Annotated in this window: 13 protein-coding genes and 2 tRNA genes; 8 read left to right on the top strand and 7 right to left on the bottom strand. The window is 67.5% G+C overall.

Annotation, left to right across the window (positions count from 1 at the left end; genetic code table 11):
- Positions 1-14: 14 nt before the first annotated feature.
- From ASF43_RS21400 to hrcA, 5 genes are all read right to left on the bottom strand, one after another.
- Positions 15-224 carry a putative motility protein gene (locus ASF43_RS21400; RefSeq protein WP_056185343.1) on the bottom strand — a complete coding sequence of 70 codons (210 nt, stop codon included), beginning with the start codon at positions 222-224 and terminating at the stop codon, positions 15-17.
- On the bottom strand, positions 221-1669 hold the full coding sequence (locus ASF43_RS21395) for a mannose-1-phosphate guanylyltransferase/mannose-6-phosphate isomerase (RefSeq protein ID WP_056185339.1): 1449 nt from the start codon (positions 1667-1669) through the stop codon (positions 221-223). Before ASF43_RS21395 ends, ASF43_RS21400 begins: the two co-directional genes overlap by 4 nt.
- 29 nt (positions 1670-1698) lie before the next feature.
- The gene (gene galE / locus ASF43_RS21390) at positions 1699-2709 is read right to left on the bottom strand and encodes a UDP-glucose 4-epimerase GalE (protein WP_056185335.1); all 1011 of its coding nucleotides are present in this window, start codon (positions 2707-2709) and stop codon (positions 1699-1701) included.
- A 137-nt stretch (positions 2710-2846) separates the two neighbouring features.
- A tRNA-Ile gene (locus ASF43_RS21385) sits at positions 2847-2924 on the bottom strand.
- A 36-nt stretch (positions 2925-2960) separates the two neighbouring features.
- A complete protein-coding gene (hrcA, locus tag ASF43_RS21380) occupies positions 2961-3962 on the bottom strand; it encodes a heat-inducible transcriptional repressor HrcA (RefSeq protein WP_056185332.1) in 1002 nt (333 codons plus the stop codon).
- Positions 3963-3990: 28 nt separating this feature from the next.
- Between hrcA and ASF43_RS21375 the strand changes: the two genes are divergently transcribed.
- The 3 genes from ASF43_RS21375 to rapZ are packed head-to-tail and all read left to right on the top strand — an operon-like array spanning position 3991 to position 7465.
- Positions 3991-4884, top strand: coding sequence for an NAD kinase (locus tag ASF43_RS21375; protein WP_056185329.1), 894 nt, complete (start codon positions 3991-3993; stop codon positions 4882-4884).
- Positions 4885-4887: 3 nt separating this feature from the next.
- Positions 4888-6534 (top strand): DNA repair protein RecN, encoded by a 1647-nt coding sequence (gene recN / locus ASF43_RS21370; RefSeq protein ID WP_056185325.1) that lies wholly within the window; start codon positions 4888-4890, stop codon positions 6532-6534.
- A 19-nt stretch (positions 6535-6553) separates the two neighbouring features.
- Complete coding sequence (gene rapZ, locus ASF43_RS21365) at positions 6554-7465, top strand: RNase adapter RapZ (RefSeq protein WP_255358155.1); 912 nt, start codon at positions 6554-6556, stop codon at positions 7463-7465.
- Here the strand turns inward: rapZ and mutY are convergent.
- Together mutY and mutM are read right to left on the bottom strand one after the other, a co-directional pair.
- Positions 7419-8498, bottom strand: coding sequence for an A/G-specific adenine glycosylase (mutY, locus tag ASF43_RS21360; RefSeq protein ID WP_056185322.1), 1080 nt, complete (start codon positions 8496-8498; stop codon positions 7419-7421). The two genes, rapZ and mutY, sit on opposite strands and share 47 nt — an antisense overlap.
- On the bottom strand, positions 8483-9298 hold the full coding sequence (gene mutM / locus ASF43_RS21355; protein ID WP_056185319.1) for a bifunctional DNA-formamidopyrimidine glycosylase/DNA-(apurinic or apyrimidinic site) lyase: 816 nt from the start codon (positions 9296-9298) through the stop codon (positions 8483-8485). Before mutM ends, mutY begins: the two co-directional genes overlap by 16 nt.
- A gap of 38 nt (positions 9299-9336) precedes the next feature.
- Here mutM and ASF43_RS21350 point away from each other — a divergent pair, with 38 nt between their 5' ends.
- The 5 genes from ASF43_RS21350 to ASF43_RS21330 all read left to right on the top strand — a co-directional run bounded on the left by ASF43_RS21350 (position 9337) and on the right by ASF43_RS21330 (position 13576).
- Positions 9337-11100 (top strand): tetratricopeptide repeat protein, encoded by a 1764-nt coding sequence (locus tag ASF43_RS21350; protein ID WP_200932584.1) that lies wholly within the window; start codon positions 9337-9339, stop codon positions 11098-11100.
- A gap of 5 nt (positions 11101-11105) precedes the next feature.
- Positions 11106-11603 carry an outer membrane lipoprotein LolB gene (locus tag ASF43_RS21345; protein WP_056185313.1) on the top strand — a complete coding sequence of 166 codons (498 nt, stop codon included), beginning with the start codon at positions 11106-11108 and terminating at the stop codon, positions 11601-11603.
- Complete coding sequence (ispE, locus tag ASF43_RS21340) at positions 11600-12442, top strand: 4-(cytidine 5'-diphospho)-2-C-methyl-D-erythritol kinase (protein WP_056185310.1); 843 nt, start codon at positions 11600-11602, stop codon at positions 12440-12442. Before ASF43_RS21345 ends, ispE begins: the two co-directional genes overlap by 4 nt.
- Before the next feature lie 34 nt (positions 12443-12476).
- A tRNA-Gln gene (locus ASF43_RS21335) sits at positions 12477-12553 on the top strand.
- 48 nt (positions 12554-12601) lie between these two features.
- On the top strand, positions 12602-13576 hold the full coding sequence (locus ASF43_RS21330; RefSeq protein WP_056185307.1) for a ribose-phosphate pyrophosphokinase: 975 nt from the start codon (positions 12602-12604) through the stop codon (positions 13574-13576).
- Positions 13577-13604 lie beyond the last annotated feature (28 nt).

Genomic DNA, 13604 nt, shown 5'->3' with positions numbered 1-13604 from the left:
TCGCAGGGCGCGCCTCAGGCGTAGGTGTTCAGGCGCGTGCCCAGGCTGCCATCGGTGGCCAGGCGCGGCACCGCGGGCAGCGACTGGATCAGCGTGGCCGCGGCTGCGGCCTGTGCATCCAGTGCCTTCTTGAGCACCAGGATCTGCACGGCGTCCGCCGTCGGGCCTGACGCCGCGACGCCCGCGGTGGCCGACTGCACGGCAGACGTGCTGGCGATGTTCATGCCGAGCGCCCGTAGACGTCCTCGAAGCGCACGATGTCGTCTTCGCCCAGGTAGCTGCCGGACTGCACCTCGATCATCTCCAGCGGCAGGCGGCCCGGGTTCTCCAGGCGGTGCGTGGCACCCAGCGGGATGTAGGTCGACTCGTTTTCGGACACCAGGTAGGTCTCCTTGTCGCGCGTGACCTTGGCCGTGCCCGACACCACGATCCAGTGCTCGGCGCGGTGGTGGTGCATCTGCAGCGACAGCTGGCCGCCCGGCTTGACCACGATGCGCTTGACCTGGAAGCGCGCGCCGTTGTCCACGCTGTCATACCAGCCCCAGGGCCGGAACACCTTGCGGTGCAGCTGGCCTTCGCTGCGCTTTTCGCGCTTGAGCGTGTCGACGATCTTCTTGACGTCCTGGGTCTTGTCCTTGTGCGCCACCAGGATCGCGTCGGCCGTCTCCACGACCACCAGGTTGTCCACGCCCACGCAGGCGATCAGCCGGCCTTCGGACAGCGCCAGCGTGTCATGGCACTCGTGCAGCAGCACGTCGCCCTGCGCCACATTGCCCTGTTCGTCCTTGGGCAGCACCTGCCACAGCGCGTCCCAGGCCCCCACGTCGGACCAGCCCGCGGACAGTGGCAGCACGACACCGGCCGGCAGCCCGTCAGCGCCCGAGGCAATGCGCTCCATGACTGCGTAGTCGATGGAATCGCTGGGGCATGCCGCGAACAGGGCCTTGTCGACGCGCATGAACTCCCCATCCGCCGAGCCCTTGTCCCAGGCCGACTGGCAGGCTTGCAGGATGTCGGGCCGGCAGGCGCGGATGGCCGCCAGCCAGACCGAGGCCTTGAGCACGAACAGGCCGCTGTTCCACGCGTAGCCGCCGGCGTCCAGGTAGCCCTGCGCAGTCGCGCGGTCGGGCTTTTCGACGAAACGCGCGATCCTGCGTGCGCCGCCCGCGCCATCGCCGAAAGCTGCGCCGGACTGGATGTAGCCGTAGCCGGTCTCCGGCGTGTCCGGCGTGATGCCGAAGGTGACAACCGCGCCGGCCTCGGCCAGGCGCGCGCCCTGCTCGACGGCGCCCTGGAAGGCCTGGGTGTCGACGATCACATGGTCGGCCGGCATCACCAGCAGCACTGGGTCGGCCCCGTCCCGGCTGGCGGCCAGCGCCGCCAGGGTCAGCGCGGGCGCGGTGTTGCGCCCCGTCGGCTCCAGCACGATGGTGCCGGGCTTGCCCATCAGCCGCAGCTGTTCGGCGATCACGAAGCGGTATTCCTCGTTCGACACCACCATGGGCGGTGCCGCCACCACGCCGGTCACGCCCTCGACGCGGCGTACCGTCGCCTGCAACAACGAATCGGCGCCGATCAACGGCAGCAGCTGCTTGGGATACTTCTCGCGCGACAGCGGCCACAGGCGCGTACCGGAACCGCCGGAAAGAATTACGGGTTGGATCAGCATCGGATCACTTCATTGAGTTTGGAAAGAGTTCAGGCGGCATAGCCGCTGGGGTTGCGGCTCTGCCAGCGCCAGGCGTCTTCGCACATGGCCGTCAGCCCGCGCTCGGCGCGCCAGCCGAGCAACTCGGCTGCGGCGGCAGGGTCGGCATAGCACGACGCGATATCGCCGGCACGACGCGGCGCAATCTTGTAAGGCACGGGCTTGCCGCTGGCCTGCTCGAAGGCCCGCACCATGTCCAGAACGCTGTAGCCCACGCCGGTGCCCAGGTTCACCGTGAGCCCGCCCTCCTGCGCGCGCAGGCGCTCCAGTGCACGCAGATGGCCGATGGCCAGGTCCACGACATGGATGTAGTCGCGTACACCTGTGCCGTCCGGGGTCGGGTAGTCCTGGCCCCAGACTTGCAATTGCTCGCGCCGACCGATCGCCACCTGGGCCACGTAGGGCATCAGGTTGTTCGGAACGCCACTCGGATCCTCGCCGATCAGCCCGCTGGCATGGGCGCCGACCGGATTGAAGTAGCGCAGGATCCCGATGCGCCACGACGGGTCGCTCACCTGCAGGTCGCGCAGCATGTCCTCGATCATCAACTTGCTGCGGCCATAGGGATTGGTGGCCGACAAGGGGTGGTCTTCGGTCAACGGAAGGCGCTGTGGATCGCCATAGACCGTGGCTGAGGAGCTGAAGACCAGCGTGCGCACACCGCACTCGCCCATGGCTTCCAGCAGACGCAAGGTGCCGCCCACGTTGTTGTCGTAATAGGCGAGCGGCTTTTGCACCGACTCACCAACGGCCTTCAAGCCGGCGAAATGGATGACCGCGGTGGCGCCACTGCTCTTGAGCGCCGCCACCAGCGCAGCGCGGTCGCGGATGTCGCCACGCACCAGAGCAGGCGCCTTGCCCGTGATGCGCTCGACGCGCGCCAGGGCTTCGGGGCTGCTATTGCAGAAGTTGTCGAACACCGTGACCGGATGACCGGCAGCCAGCAGTTCGACACAAACGTGAGAGCCGATGTAGCCGGCGCCGCCGGTGACGAGAATCATGTGTGTGCGTTCGGTACAGTGCCGGGCCAGGCCGGCGAGAGTGGTGTGCGCTGCCACCGTGGACACGGCGTCGGCAGCCGCAGAAAGAATAGCATGCGCCGTGCCAGCTCCTGTGTCAGGCCGTGTCGCGCAATGCTTGGTAGGACCCCCGAGAGTCGAACTCGGCACCAACGGATTATGAGTCCGCTGCTCTAACCAACATGAGCTAGGGTCCCGCGCCGCCAGCGGCGGGCGGCGCCGATTGTAGGGGCCTACTTGTGGTGGCTCAGCGCGTTGCTGACCAGCTTGGAGGTGATGTCCACGATCTGGATCATGCGGTCGTAGGGCATGCGGGTGGGGCCGATCACGCCCAAAGTGCCGACGATCTGGCCGTCCACCTCGTAAGGTGCGCTGACCACCGACAGCTCCTCGAACGGCACGACCTGGCTCTCGCCGCCGATGAAGATGCGCACGCCCTCCGCGCGGCTGGACACGTCGAGCAGCCGCAGCAATTGCGTCTTCTGCTCGAAAAGGTCGAAGGCGCGGCGTAGATGGCGCATGTCGCTGGAAAAGTCGCTGACGGCCAGCAGGTTGCGCTCGCCCGAGATGACCACCTCGTCCTGCTCGTGCGATGCCTGGGAGCTGACGCTGACCGCCGCATGCATCAAGGTCGCGATCTCGGCCCGCAGCGTCTCGACCTCGTGCTTGAGCTTGTCGGACACCTGATCGAAGGCCATGCCCACATAGTTCGCATTGAGATAGTTGGCGGCCTCGACCAGCTGCGACTGCGTGAAATCGACCTCGGTGAACAGCACGCGGTTCTGCACGTCGCCTTCGGGCGAGACGATGATGACCAGCACCCGGCGCTCGGACAGGCGCAGGAACTCGATGTGGTGGAACACGGAGGCGCGGCGCGGCGCCAGCACCACACCGACGAATTGCGACAGTGACGACAGCAGGTTGGCCGCGTTGGCGATCACCTTCTGCGGCTGATCGGCCGCCAGGCGCGGCGTCTGCAGCTGGTCGCGCTGCGCCGTGAGCATGGTGTCGACGAACAGGCGGTAGCCGCGCGCAGTCGGAATGCGACCTGCAGAAGTGTGGGGGCTTGCGATGAGACCGAGCTCTTCGAGGTCGGACATCACGTTGCGGATGGTCGCTGGCGACAATTCCAGGCCCGACGCCTTGGACAGCGTGCGCGAGCCGACGGGCTGGCCATCGGCGATGTAGCGCTCGACCAGCGCCTTCATCAACAACTTCGCTCGATCGTCCAGCATCGATTCATTTTAGTGATGTAATTTCGCGATGAAATCGAATTTCCGCCGGGTCGCGTTGTTTGGGAAGTACCAGGCATCGGCCTTTGGCGGATCGTCGGTTTCACCGGCCTCCACGCTGCGCGAGATCGCGCAGTTCCTGTCGGCGCAGGGCTGCGACGTGGTCCTCGAGCAGCAGACCCTGGCCAATGCCGCACTCACGGATTTCTCGGGCCTGGACATCGCCGCCATCGGCGAGCGCTGCGACCTGGCCGTGGTCCTGGGCGGCGACGGCACCATGCTGGGCATCGGCCGGCAACTTGCACCGTATGGCGTGCCGCTGATCGGCATCAACCAGGGCCGGCTGGGCTTCATCACCGACATTCCCATGGACGGCTACCAGGGCACGCTGGCGCCCATGCTGGCCGGTGAATACGAGGAAGACCATCGCAGCCTGATGCATGCCCGCGTGCAGCGCGGTGGCGACTGCGTGTTCGATGCGCTGGCGATGAACGATGTTGTCGTGAACCGCGGCGCGACATCGGGCATGGTCGAGCTGCGCATCGAGATCGACGGGCACTTCGTGTCCAACCAGCGCTGCGACGGCCTGATCATTGCCACGCCCACCGGTTCCACGGCCTACGCGCTGTCCGCTGGGGGGCCGCTGATGCACCCGTCCATTCCTGGTTGGGTGCTGGTGCCGATCGCGCCACACACGCTGTCGAACCGCCCGCTGGTGCTGGCGGATCCGGCCGAGGTCGTGATCGAGCTGGCGTCCGAACGCGACGCCAGCGCCAATTTCGACATGCAGTCGCTGGCCTCGCTGCAGCAGGGCGACCGCATCGTGGTGCGTCGCTCGCAGCATTGCGTGCGCTTTCTGCATCCCAAAGGCTGGCACTACTTCGATACCTTGCGCGCCAAACTGCACTGGAATGGGGGCGCCTGAGCCATGGCACTTCGACGCATCCAATTGCGCGACTTCGTGATCGTGCGCGAGCTCGAGCTCGACCTTGCGGGCGGCTTCACCGTGCTGACCGGCGAGACCGGCGCCGGCAAGTCCATCCTGATCGACGCGCTGCAGCTCGCGCTGGGCAGCCGTGCCGATGCGGGCGTGGTGCGCGAGGGCGCCAGCCGCAGCGAGGTCAGCGCCGAGTTCGATGGCTCACCGGCCCTGGACGCCTGGCTCCAGGAGGCCGGCATCGAGCCGTCCGACACACTGCTGCTGCGCCGCAGCGTGGACGCGCAAGGCAAAAGCCGCGCGTGGATCAACGGCAGCGCTGCGACGGCCACCCAGTTGCGCGCGCTCGGCGAGATGCTGCTCGACATCCACGGCCAGCATGCCTGGCAGAGCCTCACGCGCCCGGCCAGCGTACGCGGGCTGCTCGACGGCTATGCCGCGATCGACCTGGCTGCGCTGGACCGGCATTGGTCAGTCTGGCGCCAGGCCACCAAGGCCCTGGCCGACGGGCGACAGGCGCAGGACTCGCTGCAGCGCGAGCGCGAACGCCTGACCTGGCAGATCACCGAAGTCGACAAGCTGAGCCCGGCTGAGGACGAGTGGCACCAGCTCAACGCGGACCACGGCCGCCTGTCGCATGCGCAGGCCTTGCTCGACGCGATGCAGCTGGCCGTCGACGCGCTGGACGATGAGGACCATGGCGCCCTGCGCGGGCTGGCGCGCGCGCATTCGGCATTGGCCGACCAGCAGCATGTGGCACCCGAATACGCCGAGATGGCCGAGGTGCTGGCCGCCAGCCTGGCCCAGGCCGAGGACGCGCTGCACTCGCTGCATACCAGCCTGCGCCGCACCGAGCTCGACCCCGACCGGCTGGCCGCGCTGGACGAGCGCATGGGCCTGTGGATGGGCCTGGCGCGGCGCTACAAACGCACGCCGGACGAGCTGCCGGCACTGTGGGCCGGGTGGAAGCAGGATCTCGTGCGGCTCGACGCCGCTGCCGATCTGGCCGCGCTCGAAGCTGTCGAGCGCACGGCCTTCGCTGCCTTCCAGTCCGAGGCCAGGCGCGTGTCCAAGGCCAGGAGCCAGGCCGCCCCCAAACTGGGCAAGGCGATCACGGCGGCGATGCAGGGGCTGGGCATGGAGGGCGGGCGCTTCGCCGTCGCGCTGGAGCCACTGGAGCAGCCTGCGGCCCATGGGCTGGAGGATGTGCAGTTCCTGGTCGCAGGCCATGCTGGCAGCACGCCGCGGCCGGTCGGCAAGGTGGCCTCCGGCGGCGAACTGTCGCGCATCGCGCTGGCCATTGCGGTCACGACCAGCGAACTCGGTGGCGCGCCCACGCTGATCTTCGACGAGGTGGACTCCGGCGTCGGCGGCGCCGTGGCGGAGACCGTGGGCCGACTCATGAAGCAACTGGGCACGGGCCGCCAAGTGCTGGCGGTCACCCACCTGCCCCAGGTGGCGGCCTGCGCCGACCACCATCTGGTCGTGGCCAAGCAGCGCGAGGGCGCCACCACGGTCAGCGGCGTGGCCGAGGTCCAGGGCGAACAGCGTGTGGCGGAAGTGGCGCGCATGCTCGGTGGCGAGCGGCTGTCGGGCACCACCCTGGCGCACGCGCGGGAAATGCTGGGCGCAGGATGAGGGCCAGCGCGTGACCCAACTGGAAATCGTGCTGATCACCGGCATGTCGGGCTCCGGCAAGTCGGTGGCGCTGCATGCGCTGGAAGATTCCGGTTACTACTGCGTGGACAACCTGCCCCCCGAACTGCTGTTGACCTTTGCCGAACTGGAGCAGACGCGCGGCGCCAAGCGCGTGGCCATCGCCATGGACGTGCGCAGTGCGACTTCGCTGCCGCTGGTGCCAGCGCAGTTGGACATCCTGCGCGCCCAGGGCGTGACCGTGCGCCCTCTTTTCCTGGACGCAGGCACCGACACGCTGGTGCGGCGCTATTCCGAGACGCGGCGCAAGCACCCGCTGTCGCGCTCGGACCTGCAGGACCAGCAGCACGCGCTGTACGAGGCCATCGAACTGGAGCGTGAGTTGCTGGCCGACCTGCGTGAGCAGGCGCATGTGATCGACACCAGCATCATCCGATCGTCGCAACTGCAGGGATATGTCAAGGGCTTGATCTCGGCGCCCAACACCCAGCTCACGCTGGTGTTCGAGTCGTTCGCGTTCAAGCGCGGCATTCCGCTGGACGCTGACTACGTGTTCGACGTCCGCATGCTGCCCAATCCACATTACGACCCCGACTTGCGCGCGCTGACGGGCTTGGACGAGCCGGTCATGCGCTTTTTGCAGCACAGCCCCGAGGTACGGCTGATGTTCGCGCACATCAACAAATTCCTGACGCATTGGCTGCAGTCGCTGGCACGGGACCACCGCAGCTATGTCACGGTGGGGATCGGCTGCACCGGCGGGCAGCACCGCTCGGTCTACCTGGTGGAGCAGTTGGCAAACGCCTTTAGCAAGCGCTGGGTCACGCTCAAGCGCCACCGCGAGCTGGACGCGCGCGGCGGCGTGTTCATGGGGCCGTCGCCAGGCCAGAAGTCGGGCTCAACAATTTTCTGACCGGCGCCGGCAGGCCCAGGCGGTCCAGGTCCGCGGCCCCTGCCCAGAAACCCTCGGCATCCACCGCCTGCCCCGCGCCCAGCAGCACATGGACCGGGTGCAGCAACAGGTCCTTGTGCGTCAGCACATGCGTAAACGCGGTCAGAAGCGTGGCCGACGAGCGTTGGGGTGCTGGCAGAGCCTGCAGCAAGGTCTCCGAACTCTCGAACACTGGAAGGCAGTGCAGGCCGGCCCAGACACCGGTCTGCGGCCGGCGCGTGAGCCAGATGCGACCCTGCGCGTCCTCGGCCCACAGCAACCACCATGAGGCGCTGCTGCGCTTGAGCTTGCGCGTCTTGACCGGGTAACGCTCCGGCTGGCCCGCACTCCGGGCTACGCAGCGTTCGCGCAAAGGGCAGATGAGGCAGGACGGGTTGCGGGCTGTGCAGACCGTGGCCCCCAGGTCCATGACGCCCTGGGTGTAGCGCGGCATGCGGTCCGCCAGATGGTCCTGCGGCAGCAACTCAGTGGCCTGCGCCCACAGCGCCCGTTCATTGCGGGGCTCGGCCAGATCGCCTGCGAAGCCCAGCAGCCGTGTCAGTACACGCTTGACGTTGCCGTCCAGGATGGCCACGCGCTCTGCGAAGCAGAAGGCAGCGATGGCCGACGCCGTCGACCGTCCGATGCCCGGCAGGGTCTGCAGCAGCGCCGCGGACGCCGGGAACCGCCCACCGTGCAGGGCGACGACCTGCTGCGCGCAGGCATGCAGGTTGCGCGCCCGGCTGTAATAGCCAAGGCCCGCCCACAACGCGAACACCTCGTCCTGGCTTGCCGAGGCCAGGGCTTGCACATCGGGAAAGCGCTCGACGAAGCGCGCGAAGTACTGCTTCACCGCCGCCACCTGGGTCTGCTGCAGCATGATCTCGGACAGCCACACCCGGTACGGGTCGCGCGTGCCCTGCCAAGGAAGATCGTGCCGGCCATGGCCGGCCTGCCAGTGCACGACCTGCTGCGCCGCCCAGCCCGGTGCGCACGGATTCAGGGCTTCTGGCATTGGGGGCAGAAGAAGGTGGAGCGTTGGCCCTGGCGCAGGGCGCGGATCGGCGTCGCGCAAACCCGGCAGGGCTGCCCCTCCCGGGCGTAGACCATGGCCTGCTGCTGGAACAGACCGTGTTCGCCCTGGGCATTGGAGAAATCGCGCAGAGTGCTGCCACCGCTCTGGACGGCGCGCCCCAGCACATCGCGCACGGCGGCGTGCAGCTTGCGGGCACGCGGCAGGCTCAGGCGGCGCGCTTGCGTCGTCGGCCGGATGCCGGCCCTGAACAGCGCCTCGGAGGCGTAGATGTTGCCGACGCCGACCACGACATCGCCTGCCAGCAGCACCTGCTTGATCGGCGATGCGCGGCGCTGCAGTCCCGCGTGGAAAGCGATGGCATCGAAATCTTCGCCCAGAGGCTCCATGCCCAGCCGGCCCAGCAGCTTGAGTGCCTCGGGCGCGTCTGCGCTTGTCACGTGGACCACCGCACCGAAACGGCGCGGGTCGTGCAGGCGCAGCAGGCCTAGGGTGGTGGCCAGATCGAAATGATCGTGTGGGCCGGCGGGCGGGTATTGCGTGTCGAAACGCAGGCTGCCCGACATGCCCAGGTGCAGCAGCAAGAGGCCGCGGTCCAGGTCCAGCAGCAAATACTTGCCGCGGCGGCGCACGCCCAGGATCTGGCGGCCTACCAATTCTTCCGGTGCAGCCCCCAGAGCCCAGCGCAGCGGTTTGCCCATGCGCACCGCCGTCACCGTGGCACCGGCGATCCGGTCGGCAAAACTCAGGCGCGTGACTTCGACTTCGGGCAGTTCTGGCATGGACTCTGGGGTTAGGAGCGCTGGATTATGATGGCCCGATGCTGCGACTCCTACGACCGGCCGCCCGCGGTCTTGCCTCGCTGACTCTCCTTCTGGGCCTGCTGCCGGGGCACGCGCAAGGCCCGGCTGCCACCCCTTCGAACGAAGCCAGTACCACATCCTCGCCCGCACAGTCGGGGCTGACCAGCGAGCTGTTCTACGAGCTGCTGATCGGCGAGATGAATGTTGCGAGCGGCGAGCCGGGCGTCGGCTATTCGCTGGTCCTCGATTCCGCCGTGAAGGCCAAGGACCCGCTGCTGTTCCAGCGCGCGGTCGAGATCGCGCTGCAATCGCGATCGCTGGACGCGGCCCAGCGCGCGGCCCGCGCTTGGCGAGACGCCGTGCCCGACTCGCGCGAGGCCAACCGCGCGCTGCTGCAGATCCTGATCGCCACCAACCGCATCGCGGACACCATGGAGCCGCTGCGAACCGAAATCGCCGGCACGCCACCGATGGAACGCAACGCGGCCATCCTTGCGATTCCCCGGGCCTACGCGCGCGCGACGGACCGACAACTGACGCTGCAGGTGGTCGAACAGGCGCTGGCCGCATTCGTCGACGACAAGACCACGGGCGCATCGGCCTGGACCACCATCGGCCGCCTGCGCCTGGCCAACAGCGATACCGCGGGGGCACTGGATGCTGCGGCCCGCGGCCAGGCCATCGAGCCCGGCGCCGAGGGCCCGGCCGTGCTGGCGCTGGAAATGATGGACCGCCGGCAGCCGCGGGCCGAAGAGATCCTCAAGCGCCATCTGCAAGGCAAGCCGTCGCCGCAGCTGCGCCTGGCCTATGTGCGCGCGCAACTCGATGAGCAGCGCTATGCCGAGGCGTCGGCACAACTGCAGCAACTGACGACGGAGCAGCCGGACTTCGCCGAAGCCTGGCTGGTGCTGGGCACCATGCAGGCCCAGGACAACCGCCTCGCCGAAGCCGATGCCTCAATCCAGCGCTTCATCTCGCTGGCACAGCAGCAGCCCCAGAGCGAACAGCGCTCGCGCGGCCTGGCGCAGGCCTATCTCGCACTGGCGCAGACGGCCGAGAAGCGCAAGGATTTCGCGGCCGCCGAGAAGTGGCTCAACCAGATCGAGAACGCCGACGACCTGCTGAGCGCGCAAAACCGCAGGGCCTCCCTGCTGGCCAAGCAAGGCAGGATGCCCGAGGCGCGGGCCATGATCCGCGCCCTCCCAGAGCGCAATGCGGCCGAGGCGCGCATGAAGCTCAACGCCGAAGTGCAGCTGCTGCGTGATGCCAGGCAGCACCAGGACGCCTACGACCTTCTGCAAAAAGCGCTGGAACGCGATCCCAAGGACGCCGACCTGCTGTACGAGCAGGCCATGATGGCCGAGAAGCTGGGCCGGCCGGACGAGATGGAGCGTTTGCTGCGCACCCTGATTGAGGCCAAGCCCGAGTACCACCATGCCTACAACGCGCTCGGCTACTCGCTGGCGGATCGCAACGTGCGTCTGCCCGAGGCCAAGCAGCTGATTCTGAAGGCGCTGGAGCTCGTGCCCAACGACCCCTACATCGCCGACAGCCTGGGCTGGGTCGAGTTCCGCATGGGCAACCTGGACGAAGCCGTGCGCATCCTGTCCAACGCTTACAAGACCCGACCCGACCCCGAGATCGCCGCGCACCTGGGCGAGGTGCTGTGGGCCGCCGGCCAGCGCGACCGCGCCCAGAGCATCTGGAAGGAAGGGCTGGCGATGAGCGCCGACAACGAGACGCTGCAGTCCACGCTCAAGCGACTGCGGGCGCCGCTGTAGTCGGCATGTCGGCCCCGCTGCATCACGCACGGCGAGCCGTGCTGCTCGCGGGCGTCCTGGCCCTCAGTGCATGCGCCCTGCCACCACGCACCGTCCAGGATGCCGATCAAGGCATGTGGAGCGGCCGTCTGGCGCTGCAGGTCGAGGGCGAGCAGGCGCAGTCCTTCTCGGCAAGCTTCGAATTGCGCGGCTCGCCTGAACGCGGTGAGCTGTCCCTGTTCACCCCACTGGGCGCGACGGCGGCGCAATTGCGCTGGGAGCCTGGCACCGCCTGGCTGCGTGCCGACGGCCGCGAGCGCCGCTATGCCTCGATCGAGGACCTGTCCGCCGATGCCACGGGCACACCGCTGCCGCTGGCCGCACTGTTCGATTGGCTGGCCGGCCGCGCAGCCGATGTGCCGGGATGGCAGGCCGACCTGTCGCGTGTCGCGGACGGACGCATCAGCGCCCGGCGCAGCATGCCCCTGCCTACGGCGGAACTCCGCATCGTCTTCGCACCATGAAGGCCATCTACGACATCGCCGCGCCGGCCAAGCTGAACCTGTTCCTGCACATCACCGGCCGGCGCAGCGACGGCTACCACCTGCTGCAGTCCGCGTTCATGCTGATCGACTGGCACGACAGCCTGCATGTCGAGCTGCGCCACGATGGCCAACTGAGCCGCGAAGACCTCGGCCCCGTGCTGCCCGCTGACGACCTCACGCTGCGCGCAGCGCGGGCGCTTCAGCGGGCCTCTGGCACGGCATTGGGTGCGCATATCGGCGTACTCAAACGCATCCCCAGCGAGGCCGGCATGGGCGGTGGTTCGTCCGATGCCGCCAGCTGCCTGCTGGCGCTGAACCGCCTGTGGAAGCTGGACTTCGACCTGCGCCAGCTCTCGGCCATCGGCCTGTCGCTGGGCGCCGACGTGCCGTTTTTCCTGGGCGGGCGCAATGCCTGGGTCGAAGGCATCGGCGAGAGCATGCAGCCGATCGAGCTGCCTGCTGCGCGCTTCCTCGTTGTGAAAACACCCGCCGGGCTCGAGACCGCAAAGATTTTTGCATCGCCGCAACTCAAGCGCGACACAGATACTGCTATACTCTTAGGCTTTGCTGCAGACCCATACGGCTTTGGCCACAATGATCTGCAGCCCGTCGCACAAACCCTGTGTGCGGATGTCGGTAAAGCCCTCGAATGGCTTGCGGCGGCCGGAGCAAAGGGCAGAATGACGGGCTCTGGAAGTGCGGTATTTGCACCCTGGCACCAAGCGGAACACCCCGCAGCGCCAGAGGGCTGGCAGGTTCGGCTTTGCAGCAATCTGGATGTTCATCCTTTGGCCGGGTGGGCAGTCAGTCAGAATTGAGGTAGGCGGCGCTTTTTGCGCCGTTCACCTGTGTAGGGGAGTCGCCAAGTTGGTTAAGGCACTGGATTTTGATTCCAGCATGCGAAGGTTCGAATCCTTCTTCCCCTGCCAAACAACACATCGGGCCTGAGGCCCGCTGCTTTCTCCGCCGGGACGCGCATGCAGCCTCAGAACACCGATTTCATGATCTTCACCGGCAATGCCAATCCTGGCCTTGCAGCAGAGATTGCCCACCACCTGGGCATCACGCTCGGCGCCGCCAGCGTCGGTCGTTTCTCCGATGGTGAAGTCACGGTCGAGGTGAACCAGAACGTGCGGGCACGCGATGTGTTCGTGGTGCAGAGCACCTGCGCTCCGACCAACGAAAACATCATGGAACTGCTGATCATGGTCGACGCGCTCAAGCGCGCCTCGGCCGAACGGATCAGCGCCGTGATCCCCTATTTCGGCTACGCGAGGCAGGACCGCCGGCCCCGTTCGGCCCGCGTGCCGATCACCGCCAAAGTGGTGGCCAACATGCTGCAGGCCGTGGGCGTGGACCGGGTCCTGACCATGGACCTGCATGCCGACCAGATCCAGGGCTTCTTCGACATCCCGGTCGACAACATCTACGCCTCGCCCGTGCTGCTGGGCGACCTGCGCCAGAAGAACTACGAAGACCTGATCGTCGTCTCGCCCGACGTGGGCGGCGTGGTGCGCGCACGCGCGCTGGCCAAGCAATTGAACTGCGACATGGCCATCATCGACAAGCGCCGCCCCAAGGCCAACGTCAGCGAGGTCATGCACGTGATCGGCGAGATCGACGGCCGCAATTGCGTGATCATGGACGACATGATCGACACGGCCGGCACGCTGGTCAAAGCGGCCGAGGTGCTCAAGGAGCGCGGCGCCAAGAAGGTGTATGCCTACTGCACGCACCCGATCTTCTCGGGCCCGGCCATCGACCGCATCTCGCAGGGCTCGGCCCTGGACGAAGTCGTGGTCACGAACACGATCCCGCTGAGCGAAGCCGCTTCGGGATGCAAGAAAATCCGCCAACTCACCGTGGCACCGCTAATCGCCGAAACGATCCAGCGCATCGCCAAGGGTGAGTCGGTGATGAGTTTGTTCTCGGACCAGGAAAACCTGTTCTAGCCCGGGAGCATCCAGCAGACGCCGCCCC

It is taken from the genome of Pseudorhodoferax sp. Leaf267 (genome assembly GCF_001422405.1).
Classification (GTDB): domain Bacteria; phylum Pseudomonadota; class Gammaproteobacteria; order Burkholderiales; family Burkholderiaceae_C; genus Pseudorhodoferax.
The sequence above is the reverse complement of the archived record's forward strand: the minus strand, read 5'-3'. Positions and strand labels throughout refer to the sequence as shown.

What these genes read in the sequence shown, in the direction of transcription:
- ASF43_RS21400 (WP_056185343.1), bottom strand. Translation starts at nt 224, where the DNA reads ATGAACATCGCCAGCACGTCTGCCGTGCAGTCGGCCACCGCGGGCGTC.
- ASF43_RS21395 (WP_056185339.1), bottom strand. Translation starts at nt 1,669, where the DNA reads ATGCTGATCCAACCCGTAATTCTTTCCGGCGGTTCCGGTACGCGCCTG.
- galE (WP_056185335.1), bottom strand. Translation starts at nt 2,709, where the DNA reads ATGATTCTCGTCACCGGCGGCGCCGGCTACATCGGCTCTCACGTTTGT.
- hrcA (WP_056185332.1), bottom strand. Translation starts at nt 3,962, where the DNA reads ATGCTGGACGATCGAGCGAAGTTGTTGATGAAGGCGCTGGTCGAGCGC.
- ASF43_RS21375 (WP_056185329.1), top strand. Translation starts at nt 3,991, where the DNA reads ATGAAATCGAATTTCCGCCGGGTCGCGTTGTTTGGGAAGTACCAGGCA.
- recN (WP_056185325.1), top strand. Translation starts at nt 4,888, where the DNA reads ATGGCACTTCGACGCATCCAATTGCGCGACTTCGTGATCGTGCGCGAG.
- mutY (WP_056185322.1), bottom strand. Translation starts at nt 8,498, where the DNA reads ATGCCAGAAGCCCTGAATCCGTGCGCACCGGGCTGGGCGGCGCAGCAG.
- mutM (WP_056185319.1), bottom strand. Translation starts at nt 9,298, where the DNA reads ATGCCAGAACTGCCCGAAGTCGAAGTCACGCGCCTGAGTTTTGCCGAC.
- ASF43_RS21350 (WP_200932584.1), top strand. Translation starts at nt 9,337, where the DNA reads ATGCTGCGACTCCTACGACCGGCCGCCCGCGGTCTTGCCTCGCTGACT.
- ASF43_RS21345 (WP_056185313.1), top strand. Translation starts at nt 11,106, where the DNA reads ATGTCGGCCCCGCTGCATCACGCACGGCGAGCCGTGCTGCTCGCGGGC.
- ispE (WP_056185310.1), top strand. Translation starts at nt 11,600, where the DNA reads ATGAAGGCCATCTACGACATCGCCGCGCCGGCCAAGCTGAACCTGTTC.
- ASF43_RS21330 (WP_056185307.1), top strand. Translation starts at nt 12,602, where the DNA reads ATGCAGCCTCAGAACACCGATTTCATGATCTTCACCGGCAATGCCAAT.